The organism is Candidatus Kuenenia stuttgartiensis (assembly GCF_900232105.1).
Lineage (GTDB): Bacteria > Planctomycetota > Brocadiia > Brocadiales > Brocadiaceae > Kuenenia > Kuenenia stuttgartiensis_A.
The window spans coordinates 3853693-3875169 of record NZ_LT934425.1 but is presented as its reverse complement, the minus strand read 5'-3'; the positions used below and the strand labels follow the sequence as shown (position 1 = coordinate 3875169).

Below are 21477 nucleotides of genomic sequence, written 5' to 3'. Positions count from 1 at the left end.
GGAATAAGCGTGCCTTATTTATACTAATTTCTGTTGTATTATGGAAGAAATGTTTCCTGGAGTTATAATGGGAGGTTTTAAACCGTGAATGTATGGTGAAATTATAGAGACGCCCCTACTTTTCCTTTTACCATCTCCACTAAATTAGCAAAGGCAGGTTTATCATTAACCGCCATCTCCGCCAACATCTTCCTGTTTATATCCAATTTAGCAACCGTTAGCCCACGGATAAAACGGCTGTATGAAATCCCATGCTCACGGACAGCCGCATTAATTCTTGTAATCCAAAGACTCCGAAACTCCCGCTTCCTTACTTTTCTATCCCTGAAAGAGTATGCCATCGCGCGAATATACGTCTCGATGGCTTTTTTATATAAATTACCTCTGCCGCCCCAGTATCCCTTTGTCTTTTTTAACAGCCTCTTTCTGGATCTTTTTTTTGCACTTCCATTTGTAGCTCTCATATTACTTCTCTTTCAAAAAAAACAATAAAACGCGTAATTTATTCTTCTAACATTGCTCTCTTTATATTCTTGCTAAAACCCGGAGATACTTCAATCTTCTTTCTAAGCCGTTGTTTTCTTCTTCCCGATTTTCCAGACATTAAGTGACTCTTCCCGGCTTTTGACCTCATTACTTTACCATTTGCGGTAATTTTCACTCTTTTTTTAAGGCCTTTGTGTGGTTTTAATTTTGGCATGTGTGCTTTCCTCTATCAAATACTAAAAATCCCATTCTTCTCTATTAAAGTTTTTTTAACACTTTAGTTTTTTGAAAAATCACAAAAAAATACAGTTGTAGCTACGGACAAGATGTTTCCTCGTATAAAATATGCATCTGCCTGCGCGTAGCAACCTGTCAATGTTAAGCCAAATATGCAAATCGGGAGCTCCCTATTTGTGAACCCTCGCAGTATATACCATTTTTTATTTTACTTTGGAGATAAAATAATCCCCATCCTTCTGTCATCAGAAATGCGGTCTTTCTCTACCTTGGCAATATCTTCCAGTTCTACGGCAAATTGATTTAAAACACTATCACCCATATCGGAATGAGCCCGTTCACGCCCTTTAAAAAGCATCATTACAAGCACCCGATCTTTATTTTCTAAAAATTTACGTGCCTGCCGGATTTTTGTCTGTATATCGTGTCCACCTGTTTTGGGCCTGATTCTTAATTCCTTCAACTGAACCACTCGCTGTTTTTGCGTTTTCTTCTTCTTTTGCTTATATTTAAACTTGCCGTAATTCATGAGCCGGCAAACAGGAGGGTCTGCTTCAGGAGCAACCTCTACCAAGTCCATCTCCACACTTTTTGCCCGTCCAAGCGCTTCATCTATGCTGACTATCCCAACTTGCTCACTATTTTCGTCAATCAGCCTCACTTTTTGAACACGGATGCGCTCGTTAATCCTTAATATCTGTGAAATATATGTTCTCCTCCATAATTAAGATTACTTTTTCCCCCGTACCTCCTCCTCAACTTTGCTAATAAAGTCCCGAACAGGAAGCGCCCCTTCATCCCCATTCTTCCTGCTACGAACAGCTACTAATCCTTCTTCCATTTCTTTATTGCCAACAATCAATAAGTAAGGAATTTTTTGTAACGTGCCTTCTCTGATTTTATAACCAATTTTGTTGTTGCCAATATCGCATTCTACCCTAAAATTCTTTAAAAGCAACTCAGTTTGCAATTTCTTCGCATAATCTATTTGTGCGTCTGTTATCGATAATATTCTCATTTGTATAGGCGCAATCCACAGAGGAAAATCTCCTGCAAAATGTTCAATTAAGCATCCAATAAATCGTTCCATCGCACCCATGACCGTACGATGGATCATCACAACCCTGTGATGATAACCATCGGAACCCACATAATTGACGTCAAATCTTTCCGGAAGATTAAAGTCTACCTGTATCGTAGGGCCTTGCCATCCTCTTCCGATAGCATCCTTTACCTTTATGTCGATTGCAGGACCATAAAATTTCGCCTCTCCTTCCATACGCGTGTAATGTAACCCTGTTTTCTCAAGCGCAATTTTTAACGCATCTTCTGCATGATCCCACACATCATCCCTGCCGATATACTTTTCTTTTTCACCTTTTCCGCGAACACTCAATTCGATCTCATACTCATTAAACCCAAAACTCGACAGCATAAATTGCGCCAGCTTAATTACCTCTAAAATTTCCTGTTCTAACTGATCAGGGGTACAAAATATGTGCGCATCATCCTGGGTAAAACCCCGCACACGTAATAAACCATGCAATACACCGGATCTTTCATACCGGTATACCGTCCCCAATTCACCCCATCGTAACGGTAAATCGCGATAACTGTGCAGCTTTGTTTTATATATAAGCACTGCAAAAGGGCAATTCATTGGTTTCAATATGTATTCGTGTCCATCAACATCGATAGGTGAATACATGCTCTCCCGGTAAAAATCCCAATGGCCGCTCGTCTTCCACAGATTGATCTTTGCTATGTGCGGACTGTAAAGTATTTCGTACCCTCTCCTGAAATGTTCTTGTCTCCAAAAATCCTCAATGATGCTTCTCATTCTAGCGCCCTTAGGGTGCCAGAACGCAAGCCCAGCTCCGCCGTCTTCATGAAAGCTGAAAAGATCCAAATCTTTGCCAATTTTCCGGTGGTCACGCTTTTCAGCCTCCTCCAGCATCTTTAAGTATTTTTTAAGATCCTCATTGGTAAAGAACGCTGTGCCATAAATACGCTGTAACATAGAATTCGTTTCTTTCCCACGCCAATAAGCGCCTGCAACACTGAGGAGTTTAAAAGATTTCACCCTGCCCGTCTTTTGAATATGAGGTCCACGACATAGGTCAATAAATTCATTTTGGCGGTAGAAAGAAACGGTATCGTCTTCAATGTCTCTTATGAGTTCCACTTTATACGGTTGTCCGCTTTTTTCCATTTCTTTTACTGCTAACTCCCGGGGCATATCTGTTCTCTCAAAACGAATATCTTCCTTTATGATTTTTAACATTTCATCTTCGATCTTTTTCAGATCTTCTGTGGTAAAATGGTTAGGACAGTCAAAGTCATAATAAAATCCGTTTTCGATAGTAGGACCTATCCCAAGCTTTACCCCAGGAAAAAGTCTGCAAACCGCCTGCGCCATAATATGCGCTGTACTGTGGCGTATTATTTCCAGTCCCTCCTGTGTTTCTTCCGTAATAACAGAAAGAGAAATATCATCTTTTATAGGATAATTAAGGTCTACCAGAACTCCGTCCGCCCTCGCAGCCAATGCGATCCCTCCCATCTTGCTGTTTATGTTACTTGCGACCTCACCAATAGTTATATTATCTTCGAAATCCTTTTTAGTTCCGTCAGGTAATGTTACTTTAACCATATTTTCTATTTTATTTTGAAAGCAAAGAATTAACTTAATACATTACTAATAAAAATGTTACGATTATAAAAAAATTAAATAATAGGTATGCTATTAATATTTAATCCTCCAAGGGTTATTTTTCAAAAAATAACGTATCATAAAGATGTAGTTACCCAATTTTACCGCTTGCCAGTGCAATGAGGCGCAAAAACTTTTATAGTTTAATTGATTTCATATTTGGTTTTCAAGTGTTTTCTACTGTTTTATTTAACGCAAATGAATCATGCCGCGCTATTCTTACGCATCGATAGTATTTTAGTAATTTGTCCCCTAAAAATAACTCAATAATGTAATGATAGCCTTCAAAGAAAAGAGGATCTTTATTTATGTCAGATTTATGCCAAAAATATTCGACGCAGAATAATTATTCCTAAATTTTATGTATTGACACCGGCAACATAATTTTAGCATAATCTCACTTTTACTTTACACAGATAATGTACAAGGAGAAATATTAAATGCAGGAACAAACGATTGGAATAATTGGTGGGAGTGGACTTTACGATATCGAAGGCATCACCGACGTAGAATCTTTGTCTATCGATACTCCATTCGGCAAACCCTCCGATAATTTTACTTTAGGAATTTTAGAAGGAAAAAGGGTCGCTTTTTTACCACGACATGGAAAGGGACATACTATATTGCCTTCTGAACTCAATTTTAGGGCGAATATCTATGGAATGAAAAGGCTGGGCGTTGGGCATATTATTGCCGTAAGCGCTGTAGGAAGTATGAAAGAAGAAATAAAGCCTTTAGATATCGTCATCCCTGACCAGTTTTTTGACAGAACCCGTGGTAGAATAAATACTTTCTTTGGCAATGGCATTGTAGGCCATGTAAGCTTCGCCGATCCTGTTTGCAATAACCTTGCCACACTATTACATGAATCAGCAAAATCCGTGAACGCCCGTGTACATAAAGGTGGCACGTATTTATGCATGGAAGGACCCCTTTTTTCTACACGCGCAGAATCACATGTGTATCGCCAATGGGGTGTAAGCGTTATAGGCATGACTAATCTCCAAGAGGCGAAATTAGCCAGAGAAGCTGAAATATGTTACAGTACACTTGCAATGGCTACAGATTATGATTGCTGGCATGAGGAAGAAGATCACGTTACATTAGAAATGGTTATCTCAAATCTTAACAAAAATGCGGAAATGGCAAAAAAAATACTCAAAATAGCTATTCCCAAAATTAAGCAAAGTAGGACATGTATTTGCGCTACTGCGGCAAAGGATGCTATTATTACCAATAAGGACATTGTTCCAGAAGAGACGAAAAAGAAATTAGAGGTTGTTTTTGGTAAATATTTAAGGTAGTGCAATACCGCATATCTTGCTATGGCGTGGGTGAGAAAAAGGCCCGGAGTGTTATTTACTCCTGAGCATGATCCCCACACCAAATCTTCCTGTTCTCCCATTTTCTTTTCGATATGAATAAAAAAGGGCATTATTACAGGAAGTACACCTTTCAGCTATTTCTATATTTTTCTCCGGAATACCCATTTTTATAAGCTGTAATTTGTTCGTTGTCCATAAATCAAAATGCCCTTTGCCATCATGTTTTTCATGTAAAACTATATCACTTTTCTCTTTTAAATCGTTATTACTCTTAACGATTGTCGCTATATCTACCTTGTAGCAACACGGCCCTATTGAAGGGCCAATACCTACAAGGATATCATCCCCCGAACTCCCAAATTTATCTTTCATCAACATCACTGTTTTTTGCGATATCCGATGAACAGTTCCCTTCCACCCCGCATGTACAGACCCAATTATTTTTTTCTTCACATCAAAAAAAAGAACAGGCACACAATCTGCTACGAGCACCATAAGGCAAATATTTTGAACAGAAGTTACCATTGCATCCGTCGCAGCTACTGCCGTTTTATAATCATTAGCCCCACAACCACGGCGGTTCTCCAATATAATCTCGATATTATCCGTATGTATCTGTTGTGATGTGGTAAAATTTTCCAGCGGAATGCCCATTGAATTTGCCAGCCGTTTTCTATTTTCTACAACAGTATTTGAATCATCGCCTACGTGAAACCCTAGGTTTAGATAATTATAAGGATTATGACTATAACCATCCATCCTGGTAGTTATAAAATGGCTAATTTCGCTATATTCCAATAAATTCTGAAAAAAACACGTGGTTATTAAGTCTGTTTTTTTTTCAATCATAAAAAACCAGTTTGAAAATAGTTTGGGGAAAATAATTGTTTCGCCCGTGTTTCCTCTTTTGGCAAAAACAATACAATGTGTACAAAATGATTCAGTTTATTTACTTATTATAAACTATAATAACCAATATTAATTACCGTGAAAGCCTTGTAGGTATTGGCGTTTAAGGCGATTCGAGTTTCCATTCATCATCCTAGAAAAGCGCTGTACACGGCAAATCCGGGCATTCCCTTCCAAACATGGTAACAAACAATACCCGCCATGCCACTATCATATAAAGAGCAATACACGGCTTGATACGCTCCGCTGTCTCCAATTGGCGCTCTTCTATCTTGCAACCGCTCTTTAATACTTTAAAATATATCTCTATCTGCCATTCGTAGATATCACCTTCCCGATCTGAAATGCTTACGAGCATTGTGCCGGGTGAGTTGTTCGCTTAACTCACAGACTCTACGGCAACCTTCCAGCCAACGATAACTTTCCTTTTCCCCGATAGGCTTTTGTTTTCGCTTGTCATTTTTATCGCGGTCTTCAAAGTCGCGCACCCACAGTTCTGCGTCTAACACGCCCAGACAAAGACGCTCTGGCGTAACAGCAAGAGTCACGTGGTTGAAAAAAACCAATCCGTCAGGCTTTGAATGTCCGTCTCCAATACGCTTAGCAGCGGAAGCTTTGCTTTTTGCCGCACCAGTCCTTGGCCATTCCCATTGCGCGTCAGCGGCGGTGGTAATTCTATCAAGCCTAAACAATGCAACCGTAATAGCCCTACCCGACAACTCATTAATTGCGGCTGCCCCCTAACGCATTGCCCCAATTTAACCGACTACAAACACGTCTGGCTATTTCCATCCTCGATAAACTATACCCGCCTTGAACTTCCTCCATGATTGCCTGAAGGGCGTCGTGGATAAACGGCCTTCCGCATAATCACTCTGGTATTCCTTTATTCATCCGTCATCTCCTTGTAATACAGTTTGTATTTACTCAAAAGAGATGATTATAATTATTCAGTGTTTCTGTGCCCAGCTAAATTTCTTAATGTATCTTCTCCCTCGCCACAATGACTCTAGGGAAACGAAAAAGATGTGTATAAACATAAGTACAACACCCTCCCCGGTGTATAAAAAAACAGCGTCAGGCGTCTTTAGTGGTTTTTTTGCCTGTAAGCGCAAACATTCCTTCATCCACAATTTTGTCAACCCTTAACAGAAGGGGATTGAGGGGTGGGTTTATTCATTGCTTAACTTAAAATATTGAAATCGCTAAACATTTAATGTCGTAGCAAGGCACGCCTCGCCACTACATGTGGCGGCTATCATATCCGCTAACAAATAAATATGTTACAACAACACTTGCCCGCAAACATACATTAAAAAATGAAAATTCCTATACTATTAAATAATGGTATGGTAAACATTATGATACACTTTTGCGAGGTTATCGTGAAAAAATATTCTAATATACCTATATTCATCCCGGAGCTTGCCTGCCCACACCAATGTGTCTTCTGCAATCAGGCGAAAATAAGCGGAACGTATTCCATCCCGCAGCCAAAAGAGATTCGGCATATTGTCGCGCAATACCTTGAAACAATACCCGAAAACAGAATCATAAACATCGCCTTTTTTGGCGGAAGTTTTACGGGGATACCTGTTGATCTTCAGGAACAGTATTTGAAAGAGGCCTACGGGTTTGTAAAAAACGGGAAGGTATCGGGCATCAGATTGTCAACCAGACCCGACTATATCAATGAAACCATCCTTGAATTGCTGAAGAAATACGGCGTAACTACCATTGAGCTGGGTGCGCAGTCAACCAGCCAGAAGGTCTTAAATCAATCAGGACGCGGGCATACCCGCGAAGATATTCAAAATGCCTCCCGGATGATCCGCACATATGGTTTCGAACTTGGTCTTCAGATGATGATAGGCCTGCCGGAAGACAGTTACAAACGATCCATTCAAACCGCCAACGATATCGTTTCATTCGGCGCCCGTAATACGAGAATTTATCCTGCAATTATTGTGAAGGGAACCGCCCTGGAAAAGCGGTATCGGGAGGGGAAGTATATTCCGTTATCACTTGAACAGGCGGTAGTGTGGACAAAGGATCTTGTGCGTATATTTGAAAGTAACAACGTATCCGTCATACGGATGGGACTGCATCCGTCCGATGAACTCGTTGCCGGAAAATCCCTGATAGACGGGCCATTTCACCCTGCTTTTAAGGAAATGGTTATGACAAAGATATGGGAAGAGATCATTCATGCCAAATTGAAAGAAAATACATCAAGTAACATCAGGATATCTGTTTCCGATAAGCAGATACATTATGCCATAGGGTACAAGCAGGCCAACAAGGCGCAATTACAATCAAGGGGGTATACTGTTCAGTTCACAGGTAACCATACTTTTTCTCGGTATCAAATAGATGTTTGCGATAATTGATTCCAGATCGTCGAAAAGGGTGATCTCCACGTTAAAGGGATACGTTGAAGGCGTCTTTGCGTTTCAAACGAACGGACTGACGTACGATTCCATTTCGGGGCATCCGGATATTTTCCTTTACCAGGATAACGACCACCTTGTGGTTGCTCCAAATGCACCAGTTGGGTTATTCGAATTTTTAGAGCGCCATAGTATTGCCTATCTAAAAGGAAAAATGGATGTAGGAAATGATCCCGGCAACAGCGTCCAATATAACTGCCTTGGTACGCCTGATTTCTTATTTCACAAACATGGATATACTGACCCGATAATTTTAGAAATAAACAGAGAGAAAGAGTTTATTCAATTGCCTCAGGCCTATACACGATGCAGCCTTGTCCATTTGTACGGAAACAACTATGTCACCTCTGACAGGGGAATAGAAAAGGTATTGTTGGGAAAGGGATTTTCCTGTTTTTATTTTAACCCCGAAGAAATACGCATACGGAATCATAAAAACGGCTTTATCGGAGGCGCAGCAGGAGTGTTGGGGAAAAGCATATTTTTTAATGGAAATATCGGGCTGCACGCGGACGGGCAGCTATTAAAAGAACACTTATTGAATCTTGGTCTTGAGATTGTCTGCCTTTCCGATGAATATTTATATGATAGTGGTTGTATATTCTTTGTTTGAGTTGGGAGAAAATACAAGATTTATCGCTGAGGCGGTAGAGGGTGCAAAGAAAAGATATAAGCTAACTATTCAGTGTAAACATTACACGACTCCCGACGGGTTCAGGTTTGTAAACCTGAACCCATGAGTTTATGCGGATAATGGGACCATGTACTGCGGTAAAATTCCAATGCCCAAATCACAAAATCCGTAACAGTTTAGATTTTTGAAAAGTAAAGTGCTACCTATTCAGACCCCTCTGGCACATAGATTACTTTTCCATCTTTTAACCGATATGCTATCCCGAGCCGGGCACCTTCTCCTTGTAATTGCTTACCGGTAACTTTTTCAATTTTTACCTGTTTACCCTTTTTTGTAACAATCTCTACCTGGCCATTGTCGTTTTTCCTGACCATCGTGATTTCTGTTTTGGGCTGGAGGAAATCAAGCAGGCTGTAAGCGCTGATTAAGGCGCCGATAAGGCCTACAATAAATACTAATCCCACATCAAACAGACTTGCCACGCCTGACATGGGGTCTTCCTGATGGAGGTCTGCTTCCTTTCCTATAACCATACGTCTTTTTTTCAGATATTTCATTTCTATAACAGCTCACCGAGGCGGGACAAAAAAAGGGGGAAACCTTCGCTATTCCTTCTGTTTATCCTCCAAAACCACCAGTGGTTGGCTCCTCCTTATTTTTCATAATACCTTCAGTAAAATACTCAATGTTTTTTATATCCTCATGAATCCACCTGTTTTTCATCATCGAAAGAAAATAGGCAGTAATCCCAATCGCTAATCCCACTACGGTTGTGGTAAAGGCAATAATGATATTGCTTGATAACATTTCAAGGTCGCCCTTTGACAAAGCGGACAGGGCAGGACCCATAGGAATTATGGTTCCCATTAATCCAAGGGTGGGGCCTATACGGACCATGAGCCGTAGTTTATCTAAACTCCTGGCCATTTTTTGTTCCTTGCTTTGCAGCAGATATTCAATACGAATTCCCCTGGCATCCTTATCCCCCTTTAACTCATCGATAAATTCCCCTAGAAATTCCCTGAAGTAAGCAGGCATTTCTCTTTTTAAAAAAGGGGATATCTCCGGTTTTTTTTGAGATAATGATTCGATGAGTGATTCAATTAATTCTTTCATTTCCCGTTTAAGGGTATGTTTCTTTCTCTTCCGGTATTCCGAAAAAAATTCTCCTGTGGTTATGATCATCCATACAAAAAGAACGATCAATAGAATCATGACGGGATAGAGCATCGCTGATGAAATCACAGAAAGAATACTTTGCAATAGATTAATTAGTTTCATATTTTCTCCTGAAATACATCCCAGGTCGATTCAGATCCTGGCGGGTTCAGGTTTCCAACCTGAACCCATAATTTAATATTGATAGTAGCGCCATATACAATCGATGGTTAAATCTACAATATAAAACGTTGGGTTCAAGTTACAAACTTGAACCCGCAGATAGATAGGTCGATAGGGTTCATATTTTTAATCCTTTTGTTAAAATCTTTTCCTTGTCCATCCATAAACGAAAAAACCGATGCCTCCCAATACAACTGCAATACCAACCCAAAGCCTGTTTGATTGATTAAGGATTATTTTGTCTTCGTTCGTTTTTACCTCTGCTATCTCCATCCCTTTAACTATTTCGGTATTTTCAAAAACATCGTTTTCCAATTTCCATTCATCGGTTTTTTCAATATTTTCTTTCTCCTGTGTTTGTCCAGTATTCTTTTTCTGTTCAATACTTCCGGGGACAGGTTTTGGCATAGACGCAATCCTGCCCATCTCTGCCTTTCTTTCGTTTAGTGACTTACCGGTAGCTGTTTTTAAGACTTCTGCATACTGAATCATGGCATCAGGATTTGCGAGACCAGGGGTATTCAAAATATCCGTTGCATATTGCTGGAAGGCTGAATTATTGCATGTGTGCTCACAGCAGGCTACACCGTGTTCTATTACTGTTTTTACATATTCCTTCGCCAGGGTTTGTTTGACTTTTTCCGTCGGCTGCCAGTATCCCTTTCGTATCGTCTCCAGCATTCTGGCTGTTAAAGCCTGATAAGCGTATGGGTTTTTCTTGTTGAAAAATTCCTTTAAATCCATTCCGTATTTGTCTTCGACATAGACCTCGAACGTCTCTTCCCAACGGGCAGCGTCTATTGTCTCTGGGACGGTGACCTGCCAGCCCCACATGTTTTCAATAAATTCAGCCATCTTGTTTGCCCCTTCAAAACCGTCCTTCTTCATTCCTTCAATCCATTCCGGATTCCAATAGCGTGAGCGTAACTCCATACCCATCATCCTGTCGATCGGGGTCATTTCCGGTTTGGCCGGATTCATCATATTGGTAACGACCAATTCAGGTGACTTTCCATCCAGTTCCCTGATTGCAGCGGTAAGTCCTCCTGCGTACATGAAAAAGTCATCATTATCAACAGTTCCGTACAGATTGGTAGAACGGCTGTGAACAACCATCCTTGTTCCGCTTAACACCATTTTGTAGACATCTTCCATCGGTTCTCCCCATAAACCGTTCCCATACCCACAACTCATCCGTTTCAGATATTCATCCGCTACTACAGAATCATCTTCCCAACTTCCACTTGCGCTCACGATTCTTGAAACATTCAAATCATAACGACCAGGGGCTTCATCAAAGATTCTAATAGCCGCGTATTGTTCGGCCTTCTTTTGAGGCAAGCCTTGTTTAATTAATTTTTTAGTTAATTCCCCGATATGTTGCCGAACCCAATTATCTTCCTCATCAAGCATCTTTACCATTTGAACGGCCTGGTCGATGTATTGGGTCAACTGTCCAAACATCTCTTCTGCGGCAGAAGAAACGACTATATCAATTCTCGGACGGCCCAGCCTTTCTTTAGGAATGATTTTAATGCCTGTCACCTTCCCCCATTCATTCCAGATAGGCTCAACTCCTAACAAATAGAGTATCTGAGATTCCAGTACTCCTTCATGGCGTATCGTTTCCGTACCCCAGATAACAAATGAAAGTTTTTCGGGGTATTTCCCGTCATTTTTTGCCCTATAATTATCGAGTAGCTCCTGAGTCAGTTTAACGCCCACCTGCCACGCCTCTTTTTTTGGAATTTTATCCGGATTAAAGGCATAAAAGTTTTTCCCTGTTGGTAGAGAACCCGGATTCCTTACGGGGTCATTTCCCGTTCCTGTTGGTATATATTGCCCATTCATGGACTTGATCATACTGGACAATTCCCGCCTTGCCCCTTCCTGAATATTTTTGTCCAGTTCAGCGGCAGGAATGTCTTTGACAACTTCTTTTATCGCCTGAATGGTAGACGAACGAAGCGATTCATCAGGCGCATTGCCGAATGTATGCAATCCGTAAGGCATATTAAGCTGCTTCAGTTCCTGAAGATACTCCCCTATTTTATGAATGACTTCATGATCAAACTTATGCTGGACATCGCTATGGGTATCAATATTCAGGCACTCACCAATTTCTATGTCTTTCTCGATTCCCAGCTCTTTAATCTTTTTTATGATATTTTCCATGTATTGCCTTGCAAGTGCGGCATCCTGTTCAAGAGCCAGGTCGTGGTCGCCGATCAGTTCTTCAAGCTCTGCATATTCATGATAGAGTCCGCCTTTTTTTAAAGGTGGAATCATATGGTCTATGACGACGGCTGATCCCCGTCGTTTAGCCACAAGCCCTTCACCAACATCGTCTACAATGTAAGGATAAATGACCGGCAAATCCTGAATCAACACCTCCGGCGGGTCATCACCTGAAAGTCCGTTGCTTTTCCCAGGCAGCCATTCATGTGTGCCGTGTGTGCCGAAATGAATTACCGCATCTGCGCCAAAGCCATACTTCAGCCATAAATATGCCCCTAAATACTGATGGTGAGGCGACAGATCTTTGCTATGATACATGGTTTCTTTATCTTGCAGCCAGCCTCTTACCGGCTGCGGGAGGATAACAACGTTTCCACGTTGTATTGCAGGAATAACCATATATTTTTTCTCTTGCTTCGGGTCAGTCCACATCATCACATTGGATTCTTCAACTGTTCCCCAATCCTTATTGACGTCTTTTATAAAATCCGCAGGTAAATTCCTCGCCCATCTTTGATACTCCTCCAGTGGCAGCAATACACATTTCCCGTTTTTTACCATCTCATCAAGTTCGCCTGTCGCCCAATTTCCCACGTTTCTCCCGAATCTCAGAGAATTTTCAAGGAGTATTTCTTTATCAATTGTTTCATTGCCTACATCATATCCATTTTCCTTCATCATCTTTAAGACATTTTCAATACTGGCAAAGACGTTAAGATAACTGGCGCCGATATGCTGTTTTCCCGGCGGATAGTTCCAGTAGAATATCGCCACCTTTTTATCGGAGTTATTTTTTCTTTGTAAATTGATCCATGCTTTTATACGGTCGACAGCCCGATTAATACGCTCAGGTATGGATTTTCGTTGCTCGATAAAAAATCCCGTTTCATCGTCTTTTTCACGAATACGATATGAAACGACCGTAGGTTGGATAAGACCGGCAATTTCTGGGATGGCTAACTGCCAGCTTACTTCCAGGGAACTTAAACCTTCCGGATCGTTCTCCCACGTTTTTCCGTCTTTTCCATAAACGGTAATCAGGTTGATTACCGGTACTCCGCATTTCTCTAGCGAATCCGTCGCCTTAAAATCTGAAAAACGAAATAAAAAAGAAAGTATACCGGAAACCCTTGAATTCCCTCTGTCATCGACTAATAGTTTTTCAGCGACAGCCCCCTCAGGGTAACCGAACGCTACAAATGCATTAAATCCTTTTTCTTCAAGTTTGCGAATTATGTCATCTTCTACTCCATTTTGGTTTTGTTCGCAAAAGGAGGAGTACGTCAGAACTGCGATCCATGGCGCATTTTCCTTAAAATAGCCAGACTTCATATACCAACTTTCGTATTCCTCAAACGCTTCAAAATACATCTCCTGCGAAATGTGGCGGTGGTAGTAACCTTTTTTCAGCCGTTTCATGGGTGACGCCGGTTTAATTTCAGAAATATTGACATATTTTGCCAGGGAGAATAGTACCATATTCTGAAAATTCTCAATCCCTCCGCAATCAAAATACGAACGAAACTCTTCATCATAAGTAAACCCCAGTTCAATGTACTCCTTATCTAATCCTGCCGATTTGTTAATTGGCAATATACGCGCTCCATTGGAAATAGCATTCCGTATTACCTCACCATCAAAACCCGATTGTGTTGAAGTTGAAATCCGTATACCCATGATGTCAATAACAATGACGTCGGAATCCTCTATCTCATGAGGATCAAAGTCAGCATCCAAATCAGTCTTACTAATGAGTTCAAAATTTACCCGGCTTTTCAAAGATGGATATTTTGTCCAGATGCCTTTTATCACTTTAACGACCGTAGGCGTAAGGTAGTTTCCTACAAGAAAAGTGTATTTTACCGGTTTGGTTTCTTCCGCGAGAGAAAAAGGAAGATAGAGAACAAACACGGTAAATACGATTATCATCACACATTTTTTCATTGTTCACTCCTTCGCGGAGAACAAACATCTTTAGTATATTCCCATCTCATACGATCTCCTTCATTGAGAATACGTTTATAGGCAAGAGATGTTGCGCGTTTACCATTAATGTCGTAATACCACGCCATATCCCCCCTTTGCCCTTCAACACCGTCAATAGAATTAACAAAAATGAATTCGCCAGATTGTTTTGTTTCAATCTTTGCAACAGATTGAAGCGCTTCTAATACAGTAATGCCCTGTTTCCATTTTGTTTCTACTTTACGGCTTTGCTGTAACCCTCCATAATCAATTTCTACCGTTATGCTCTGGTTAGCGCCAAGCGTTGCGGGTAAAAGCACAAAAACAACAAACATTCCTAACATTCTACTTAAGTGTTTCATAGTTGCTGCTCCTCCTTATCTTAATATCCATTAAACAAACGGTTCTTTTTACATTCCCGTATTTTAAAACTTGAATTCCACTCCCCCGTACGCTGTAAAACCGAGGGAACCAAAGCCAGTTACCTCTTCGTAGTCATAATCAAAAAGGTTTTCGAACCTGACATAAGCAGCCATAAACTTTGTGACGTCATAGCGAGTCGCCTGATTGACCGTCCAGTAGTTGTCCATTTTCGTTCCATTGCTGTCTATTCTGTCCCTTACCATTATCCCTGTTACGTTGATATTTAATTTCTCAATGGGATTGGTGTTAATCCCAAGCGTTGCCCGGTTTTCCGGTCTGCGGGGTAGTTGCTGATCTTTTTCTCTGTCCCTGGTATCTGTATACGTGTACGTTCCGGTGAATGAAAGTATAGTAAATGGTTTATAGGTTAGAATGGTTTCGATGCCCTGAGACTCTGCCCTGGCTGCGTTTTCTGCCAGGTAGCTGCCATCGGGCTGCACAGTGGCAGTGATAAGGTTTTTAAAGTTATTTTCAAAGTAGGTGACGTCGATGGTTAGTGTGTCTTTGAGAATCTCTTTTTCAACACCGAAATCCCATCCCTTGCTTTCTTCCGGACGCAGGTGCGGATTCCCGTAGTATGGGTAAATCAGTTCATTCAAACTTGGCGCCCGAAATCCCTTTCCCCATGAACCATGTAGTCTGGCGCCAATTTCCTCCATGTTATAAGACGCCGTTGTTCTATACGTAAGATGAGATCCGAATGTGCTAAAGTCGTCGTGGCGTAATCCAATTGTCCAGTGCAACGACTCAAACAATTCTATTTGGTTTTGCAGAAAAACCGCATTGTTCCGGTAGGTTTGCCCGTCATACTTACCCTCGTTTTTACCTTCCAACACTTCATATTCGTAACCGAGTGTTATCGTATTTACGTCAAAGAGTAAAAAGTCTGATTGATGTTCTGCCCGCCAGACCCTTGTAGGAATGCGAAATCTGCCCGACTCATCCGTGGGATCAAAGCCTTTTAGTTCTGTATCGTTAACTGAGATGAGAAATGAGGGAGTCCATATATCAAAAAAAGTCTTGCTGGCCTTCGCAGAGAAAAGAACCTCGTCTGTAGTTTGGCGTCTGTCAGGGTCGTCAACCGCACCAACACCATATACAAACGCATCATATTCAAAATCCGAGTGAGACCCCCTTATAGTTGTATCAACCCTCCCGTTATCCAGGAAATTCCATCCCAGCCGTGCAGAACCGGTAAGATTCTTGTAACCGTCCTTTTCACTTCCACTGCTGGCAGCGGATATTCCGAGGGTTTTCAGGTAGGAACCTCCCACTGAATAATCAAAATTCTCCTTTCCTCCTGAAACGTTAACAGTTTCCCTATAGGTATCGCGCATCCCGTACTCGGTTCCCAGGTTAACTTTGTTATCGCCTGCCCCTTTTTTTGTAATAATATTAACAACACCGCCAATCGCTTCAGAGCCATACAGGGTGCTTTGAGGTCCGCGCAGAATTTCTACTCTCTCAATGTTGTCTGTGGAAAGATTCGCAAAATTAAATGCCCCGGATGTGGGACTATTCATTTGGACACCATCAACAAATACTAGGGTATGTGCGGCTGACGCCCCCCTTATGAACAAGCTTGTAGTCCCGCCTATCCCCTGAGTTCTTGTAACTTCAATCCCCGGCGCCTGACGTAAAACATCAAGCAACAGCGGCGCTTTGCTATTCTCAATGTCTTTTTGTGTAATGATTGATAAAGAACTGCCAACATTCTTAGACAACTGTTTCGTCCGTGTCGGTGTTATTACGGTATCTTCCGTATCGTTAGCATCTTCACATTGCCTGTCTTTTCCATCCTTTGGCGGTGGGTCTTTCGGAGTTTCCGGCGAAGGTATTGTGGTATGGGATAGCGGTATTTTTTCTTCAAACGGCAAAGGGTATACCTCAGGCTCCTCCGGGATATTTTTCACATTGTCCGGTTGTTTTTGAATCGTTTCAATTGATTTGAATTCATCGGCAGGATATGCTTCTTCTATTACTTCAGGTATCTCTTCCTTTCCCGGGATACGGATAATAAGCTTTTCTTGTGCAGCCTGATTATCCGGCCTTTCCGCCCATTTGGTAAGTATTCTGTCATTTGTTTCCTGTTCTTCTTTTAAAACAGGAATTGATTCCCCTGCTGCCGATACGCCGGGGTATTGATAAAAGGCAAGCGCTAAAATACCTGTTACTATGATTAGCAAGTGCTTCACTCGTGTTCTCCTTTTTCCCTCGAAAAAAATAGTATGAGAAGTTGTGCAAGACAGGTCTCCTGGCTTTCGGGTCATCCTACTTTCCGCGCCTTCCCGAAAAGCCGTTCATTACTTTAAACGGCTTTTCAGTGGCATTATGCAGATTTCGTCTCCGATTACAGTTGCGGGGCAGCTCCCGTTGCTCAGAAATAACGAGATGGGATTCCCTGGCGTCTTGCACATAAATACAGATTATTATTTTTAAGTATTAATACATGAATTTCCCCCCTTTCTTTGTTATAAGGTAAAAATGCTCATTTGCCAGCCCTCAGCCCTCAATCGGCAATCCTCAGTCCTCAGTAGGCAATTTCACAATTGTTAATTGCCGACTGCCAATTGCCAACTACAAGCCTACAGCAGAAGGAACAGTTAAATATTTTGCCAAAAAGCACGCACTGACGAATGGAAGTGTGCAAAGAAGTTACTGAAAAGACACTAAAACTCGATTTGTGTTCGTATGCCAAATAAGGTCACAACAGCAGTATCCATTAATCCGTCGGGGTTAAAACGGCCTGAAATAGTGGCGTAATGGCAATGTGCCTGTTAAGGACAAAACGGTAGTATATCTCGGTTGCAGATTCTTTAATCCCATCATCTGCTTTTGAATAACCAAAGGCAAAAGCTGCGCTGTCTTTTTCGCGCATGGGAACCGGTCTCCATTGATTTTAAACCAAAGGCGATAATTGCCTTCTCTTCCAAAAAGGCTATCGGCGTGTAAACCAACCTCTCCTATTCCGTAGAAGCCCTTTCCTATCCCCAGTCCCATATTGTCACTATCTGCACTTTGCAGTCCTAACCGGAAATTCAAGCCGTTTTCCATTTCGTAGATAGATACTGCGCCAGGTCCGTTATGCGGCGCTTCTAATGCAAGATTATTTACAAAGGCGCTGGTTATAAACATGGTTGTCTCATCATTGGCTACGGCATTGCTGTCAAAGTAGTTTGTCAAGTCTATCTTTCCTGCCACAAGAGCTACCTGTTGTCCGAACAATTTTGTCTCAAACCACATCTCCCGAATGGATAAGCGATCAGTACCGTTATTGTACCGGAATGCACCAGCATCATCATTGAGACCGGAAAGACTGTCGGCATGTTCATCAGGCCCGTTTCCTCCAATCGCCTCTAAATCCAGAAATAATGTTGTGAGATCTGAGGGTTTGTAGAGACAAAATAAATCCAGCGAGCCTTCCGGAAAAAACGCCCGTTTCTCACCGCCACTTAAAATCTGTTGAACAATAGCCGTACTACTTACCCCTATTTGAAATCGTTTTTCTTCAGTGGGATATGTTTCTTCTACAGGTTTTTGTGTTTCTTCCTCTTCGGAAAGGCGGATAACACGCTTTTCCTGTGCGGCTTGATTATCCTGCTTTTTCGGCCAATCGAAAATATCTATCCCGTCTGCTTCTTCTTTTTCTTCTGACGTTGAAATCGATTCTATTGCTTCTAGTGGTTCGGCATGACTATAAAAGATAGGCGCAGCAATAATCATTGACATAATTAGCAAACACTTCATTTGTAGTCTTCTTTCCCCATGGAAGCGGAGCTTCCAATGCAATTACGTTCCCAAGCCGGACAGACTGGGTCAAATGGGCAATTCTATCCTATTTCACGATATGAATTTCCCTCTTTAATAGAAAAACAGTAATAAATTAAGCATAAAATAGGCAAAATGTGATAAGTTGCCCCCACTTTTGAGACAACAAGGTTCATTTGTCCCAGTCTGCGAAGCCTGGGAACGAGCGTTTTTAAAGTATCTATTCTTAATAAGGACTTCGGCGATTTTCAACAATGTAGCGGCAAAGCGTGCCTTGTCGTTACATGAACAGTTTGAAATCTCTAAACGTTTAATATAGCTTTTTAATATTGATATGGTTGGGTGGCGCGGACAAACTCCGCTTGTACGGCGCCATCTTGCAATGGCGATTAAAACAAAAAAGCCCGTTTCTTCGTACAGGGAAGAGACGGGCTTTAAAGTACATACGTCACACTTCACCTCCTTTACGACGAAGAAGTTTTCGGCAAAACATTACAGGCAGGTCTTCTGACTAGCGGGTCGTCCTACTTATTGCGCCTTCCCGGAAAGCCGTCTCATTGGTATAAACTAATGAAGCGGTTCACCAGTGGCATTTGCAACGTTCGTCACCGGATACAGCGGCGGTACCGTTCCCTTTACTCCTCATTTCTGACACAATGAGTTGGAGTTGGGATTCCCTTTTCGTCCCAATGGGTATATTGGGACACCTGTAATGGGTAATTTATTTTTTCATTAAACAATTAACTACATATACACTCCTTACAAAGAGAATGAATTCCTGATGCTTAAACAATAACAAAAAAACCCATATCCTCGATACGGAAGATATGGGTTTTCTATTTTTATCGGTACGAGCGGGTTTTGAAACCTGCCCATACAATACAAGCATTGATATTATATATATACCCTTCACCCTCTTTACCATCGAAGACATCGTGAAGCGATTGCAGGCAGGTCTTCTGGCTCCCGGATCATTCTACTAATCACACCTTCCCGGAAAGCTGCGGCTTTCCAGTGGCTTTTCATGATGTTCGTCCCCGGTTACAGCGGCGGGTCCGCTCCAATCCTCAACTAAATGAGGCGTGGATTCCCTTTTATTCTTAACAAGCAGCTTGTTAAGAATACCTGCAACCAAACAATTATTTATAAAAAAGAACACGTCTTATTTCATTTCGGTGGGATTATACTTTTGAGGGACGACATTGTCAAATTAAATTATGCCGTATTATACTTTCAGTGTTTTACTGATTATCATGAATAGTTGTTTGAGAAATCGTTGGCCTGCCTGTGCATGCCGCACGCAGACAGGCTTCAAACAGGTTTCTGGTTATAAAAGACACAAACCGTAACACTTTAGTTTTTTGAAAAATTCCCGGGATAGGAAAAATACCATGTAGCCCCGTCAGGGGCGGTCTGTTTGTAGCGCAATAAAATTCAATAAGGTAAATAGCTCCGTAGGAGCGGCCTGTCCATATTCAGGCAGACCTGTTTAATATGGATTTACAAGAGACAGGTCGCTCCTAACGGAGCTAATATCTGTTATAATATCCTATTTTGCTACAAACAGGCTGCTCCTACGGAGCTTATAGGTAATACGTTTTTCAAAAGACTAAAATGTTACCACAAACCCAACAGCATTCATTTTTACCCACCCCTCAATCCCCTCCTGTAGAGACGTACGGCCGTGCGCATAACATAATTTGACAGTATGCAATATAATTATTACAATGTAGCACATGAAACTATTAATGGATGCCGATTGCCTTATTAAATTAACTAAATCAAAATTAAAAGAAGTTGTATGTAAGAACTTTGCAGTTACAATACCACAACTGGTTAAAGAAGAAATTATTTATAATCCCCAGGAACATATTGATGCTTTAATTATTAAAGAAAACATAGAAAATAAGCTGATAAAATTAAATACTATGACTTTGTCCTCTAAAAAGGGTGAAGATGCGATTTTTTCAATATTTCAACAAGGAGGATACGAAGCAATATGTAGCGATGATAAAAGGTTTATTAAGAGATTACGTTTCTTGATATCCCATACATAACCCCTGCGGTTTTTATTGCTTTATTGTTGAAAAAAGACACATTAACAATAAAAGAGGCACAAAATAAATTGGATTGTTTATCATCGTTTGTTAGCAATGAAGAATATAATGCCATAAAGGCAATATTAAAAAATTGGAGAAAATGATGAAAACAAAATCCATAAGGATACCTAAAGATATGATGGATGCTATTGAGCTTGTTGAAAAAGAAGAGAGGATAGAGGAATCCACTGCGAGGAGAAAGCTTATAAGAATAGGTTTTGAGACGTATACAGGAAATCTTTATAAGCAAGGCAAGATAACACTGAGGGAAGCTGCTCGATTACTTAATTTGAGCCAGATTGAAACAATGAATCTTTTTTTGGACTTAGGAATAAAGGGAAACCTTGACGCTTCAGATGTATTAGTTTCATTGGATAGATTTGTAACAAAATGAAATAAATTTTATTAGGCGGAAAACGCCTCTGTCTGGTTTGTAAATTTCTTTCGGGTAAGTTGCGTCCAGGTCCCAAGTCGCTCCGTTAATTGTGTTGGGTTTGAACGAAGGATTGTTTGTCCGTGTGGCTCTACCCAATTCAGAATGTCTTATTCCGTCTGGCCGGCTCGCTAAAATTTCAAGAGTGATTTTTTTTATTTGTCCTGTAATGGTCATTGTGGTTTGTTTTTAGTAGTCGTAGTTTTACAATTGGGCATAACTTGCTTATATATATAATAAATCCATACTTATCTATAGTCAGCCAAATCTGATTTTAAAAATTTAGCGGTAATTTGGCTTTTTAAAAAGCAGGGGCGAAGTATTTGCCTGCATATAAGAAGAGACGTAAAATACTGTACATGTGCCAACTTCGGTCTGTTGAATGAGTTATACGGTAAACAAACAAATGTTTCACCTCCCTGCTTGTAATGTCTTTAGAAAAATAGATTTATTTGA

Annotated in this window: 18 protein-coding genes and 3 riboswitches; of the genes, 5 read left to right on the top strand and 13 right to left on the bottom strand. The window is 41.0% G+C overall.

Annotation, left to right across the window (positions count from 1 at the left end):
- Positions 1-101 precede the first annotated feature (101 nt).
- The 4 genes from rplT to thrS form a co-directional block, all read right to left on the bottom strand.
- Positions 102-464, bottom strand: a complete 363-nt coding sequence (gene rplT, locus KSMBR1_RS18035; protein WP_099326574.1) for a 50S ribosomal protein L20 — start codon at positions 462-464, stop codon at positions 102-104.
- Between the two features lie 38 nt (positions 465-502).
- Positions 503-700, bottom strand: coding sequence for a 50S ribosomal protein L35 (rpmI, locus tag KSMBR1_RS18030; protein ID WP_099326573.1), 198 nt, complete (start codon positions 698-700; stop codon positions 503-505).
- Positions 701-931: 231 nt separating this feature from the next.
- Positions 932-1411 (bottom strand): translation initiation factor IF-3, encoded by a 480-nt coding sequence (infC, locus tag KSMBR1_RS18025; RefSeq protein ID WP_099326572.1) that lies wholly within the window; start codon positions 1409-1411, stop codon positions 932-934.
- Positions 1412-1453: 42 nt separating this feature from the next.
- Positions 1454-3376 carry a threonine--tRNA ligase gene (gene thrS / locus KSMBR1_RS18020; RefSeq protein WP_099326571.1) on the bottom strand — a complete coding sequence of 641 codons (1923 nt, stop codon included), beginning with the start codon at positions 3374-3376 and terminating at the stop codon, positions 1454-1456.
- Between the two features lie 500 nt (positions 3377-3876).
- Here thrS and mtnP point away from each other — a divergent pair, with 500 nt between their 5' ends.
- Positions 3877-4740 (top strand): S-methyl-5'-thioadenosine phosphorylase, encoded by an 864-nt coding sequence (gene mtnP / locus KSMBR1_RS18015; RefSeq protein WP_099326570.1) that lies wholly within the window; start codon positions 3877-3879, stop codon positions 4738-4740.
- 51 nt (positions 4741-4791) lie between these two features.
- Here mtnP and pgeF read toward each other — a convergent pair whose 3' ends face one another.
- The 3 genes from pgeF to KSMBR1_RS18000 all read right to left on the bottom strand — a co-directional run bounded on the left by pgeF (position 4792) and on the right by KSMBR1_RS18000 (position 6362).
- Complete coding sequence (gene pgeF, locus KSMBR1_RS18010) at positions 4792-5610, bottom strand: peptidoglycan editing factor PgeF (protein WP_099326569.1); 819 nt, start codon at positions 5608-5610, stop codon at positions 4792-4794.
- A gap of 193 nt (positions 5611-5803) precedes the next feature.
- The gene (locus KSMBR1_RS18005) at positions 5804-6028 is read right to left on the bottom strand and encodes a hypothetical protein (protein ID WP_099326568.1); all 225 of its coding nucleotides are present in this window, start codon (positions 6026-6028) and stop codon (positions 5804-5806) included.
- Complete coding sequence (locus tag KSMBR1_RS18000; RefSeq protein WP_157820719.1) at positions 5997-6362, bottom strand: hypothetical protein; 366 nt, start codon at positions 6360-6362, stop codon at positions 5997-5999. Before KSMBR1_RS18000 ends, KSMBR1_RS18005 begins: the two co-directional genes overlap by 32 nt.
- A 627-nt stretch (positions 6363-6989) precedes the next feature.
- Between KSMBR1_RS18000 and KSMBR1_RS17995 the strand changes: the two genes are divergently transcribed.
- On the top strand, positions 6990-8060 hold the full coding sequence (locus tag KSMBR1_RS17995) for an elongator complex protein 3 (protein ID WP_099326566.1): 1071 nt from the start codon (positions 6990-6992) through the stop codon (positions 8058-8060).
- Positions 8044-8733 (top strand): DUF6873 family GME fold protein, encoded by a 690-nt coding sequence (locus KSMBR1_RS17990; RefSeq protein ID WP_099326565.1) that lies wholly within the window; start codon positions 8044-8046, stop codon positions 8731-8733. The genes KSMBR1_RS17995 and KSMBR1_RS17990 overlap by 17 nt, the downstream gene beginning before the upstream one ends.
- Positions 8734-8957: 224 nt before the next feature.
- On the opposite strand, the gene KSMBR1_RS17985 is transcribed toward KSMBR1_RS17990, so the two are convergent.
- The 6 genes from KSMBR1_RS17985 to KSMBR1_RS17955 form a co-directional block, all read right to left on the bottom strand.
- The gene (locus KSMBR1_RS17985; protein ID WP_099326564.1) at positions 8958-9311 is read right to left on the bottom strand and encodes a DUF2149 domain-containing protein; all 354 of its coding nucleotides are present in this window, start codon (positions 9309-9311) and stop codon (positions 8958-8960) included.
- 61 nt (positions 9312-9372) lie between these two features.
- Positions 9373-10035: a MotA/TolQ/ExbB proton channel family protein gene (locus KSMBR1_RS17980; protein ID WP_099326563.1), complete on the bottom strand. Its 663-nt coding sequence runs from the start codon at positions 10033-10035 to the stop codon at positions 9373-9375.
- A 198-nt stretch (positions 10036-10233) separates the two neighbouring features.
- Complete coding sequence (locus tag KSMBR1_RS17975) at positions 10234-14277, bottom strand: cobaltochelatase subunit CobN (RefSeq protein WP_099326562.1); 4044 nt, start codon at positions 14275-14277, stop codon at positions 10234-10236.
- Positions 14274-14660 (bottom strand): DUF4430 domain-containing protein, encoded by a 387-nt coding sequence (locus KSMBR1_RS17970; protein ID WP_099326561.1) that lies wholly within the window; start codon positions 14658-14660, stop codon positions 14274-14276. Before KSMBR1_RS17970 ends, KSMBR1_RS17975 begins: the two co-directional genes overlap by 4 nt.
- A gap of 63 nt (positions 14661-14723) precedes the next feature.
- Complete coding sequence (locus KSMBR1_RS21285; protein WP_169703506.1) at positions 14724-16916, bottom strand: TonB-dependent receptor plug domain-containing protein; 2193 nt, start codon at positions 16914-16916, stop codon at positions 14724-14726.
- 32 nt (positions 16917-16948) lie between these two features.
- A riboswitch (cobalamin riboswitch) is annotated at positions 16949-17148 on the bottom strand.
- A 309-nt stretch (positions 17149-17457) separates the two neighbouring features.
- A complete protein-coding gene (locus KSMBR1_RS17955) occupies positions 17458-18468 on the bottom strand; it encodes a carbohydrate porin (protein WP_157820717.1) in 1011 nt (336 codons plus the stop codon).
- A 501-nt stretch (positions 18469-18969) separates the two neighbouring features.
- Positions 18970-19215: riboswitch (cobalamin riboswitch) on the bottom strand.
- A 206-nt stretch (positions 19216-19421) separates the two neighbouring features.
- A riboswitch (cobalamin riboswitch) is annotated at positions 19422-19633 on the bottom strand.
- 592 nt (positions 19634-20225) lie between these two features.
- Here KSMBR1_RS17955 and KSMBR1_RS17945 point away from each other — a divergent pair.
- Together KSMBR1_RS17945 and KSMBR1_RS17940 are read left to right on the top strand one after the other, a co-directional pair.
- Entirely contained in the window at positions 20226-20546 is a 321-nt protein-coding gene (locus KSMBR1_RS17945; RefSeq protein WP_157820716.1) for a hypothetical protein, read from the top strand.
- A 142-nt stretch (positions 20547-20688) separates the two neighbouring features.
- The gene (locus KSMBR1_RS17940) at positions 20689-20982 is read left to right on the top strand and encodes a hypothetical protein (RefSeq protein WP_157820715.1); all 294 of its coding nucleotides are present in this window, start codon (positions 20689-20691) and stop codon (positions 20980-20982) included.
- The last annotated feature ends 495 nt before the right edge of the window (positions 20983-21477 follow it).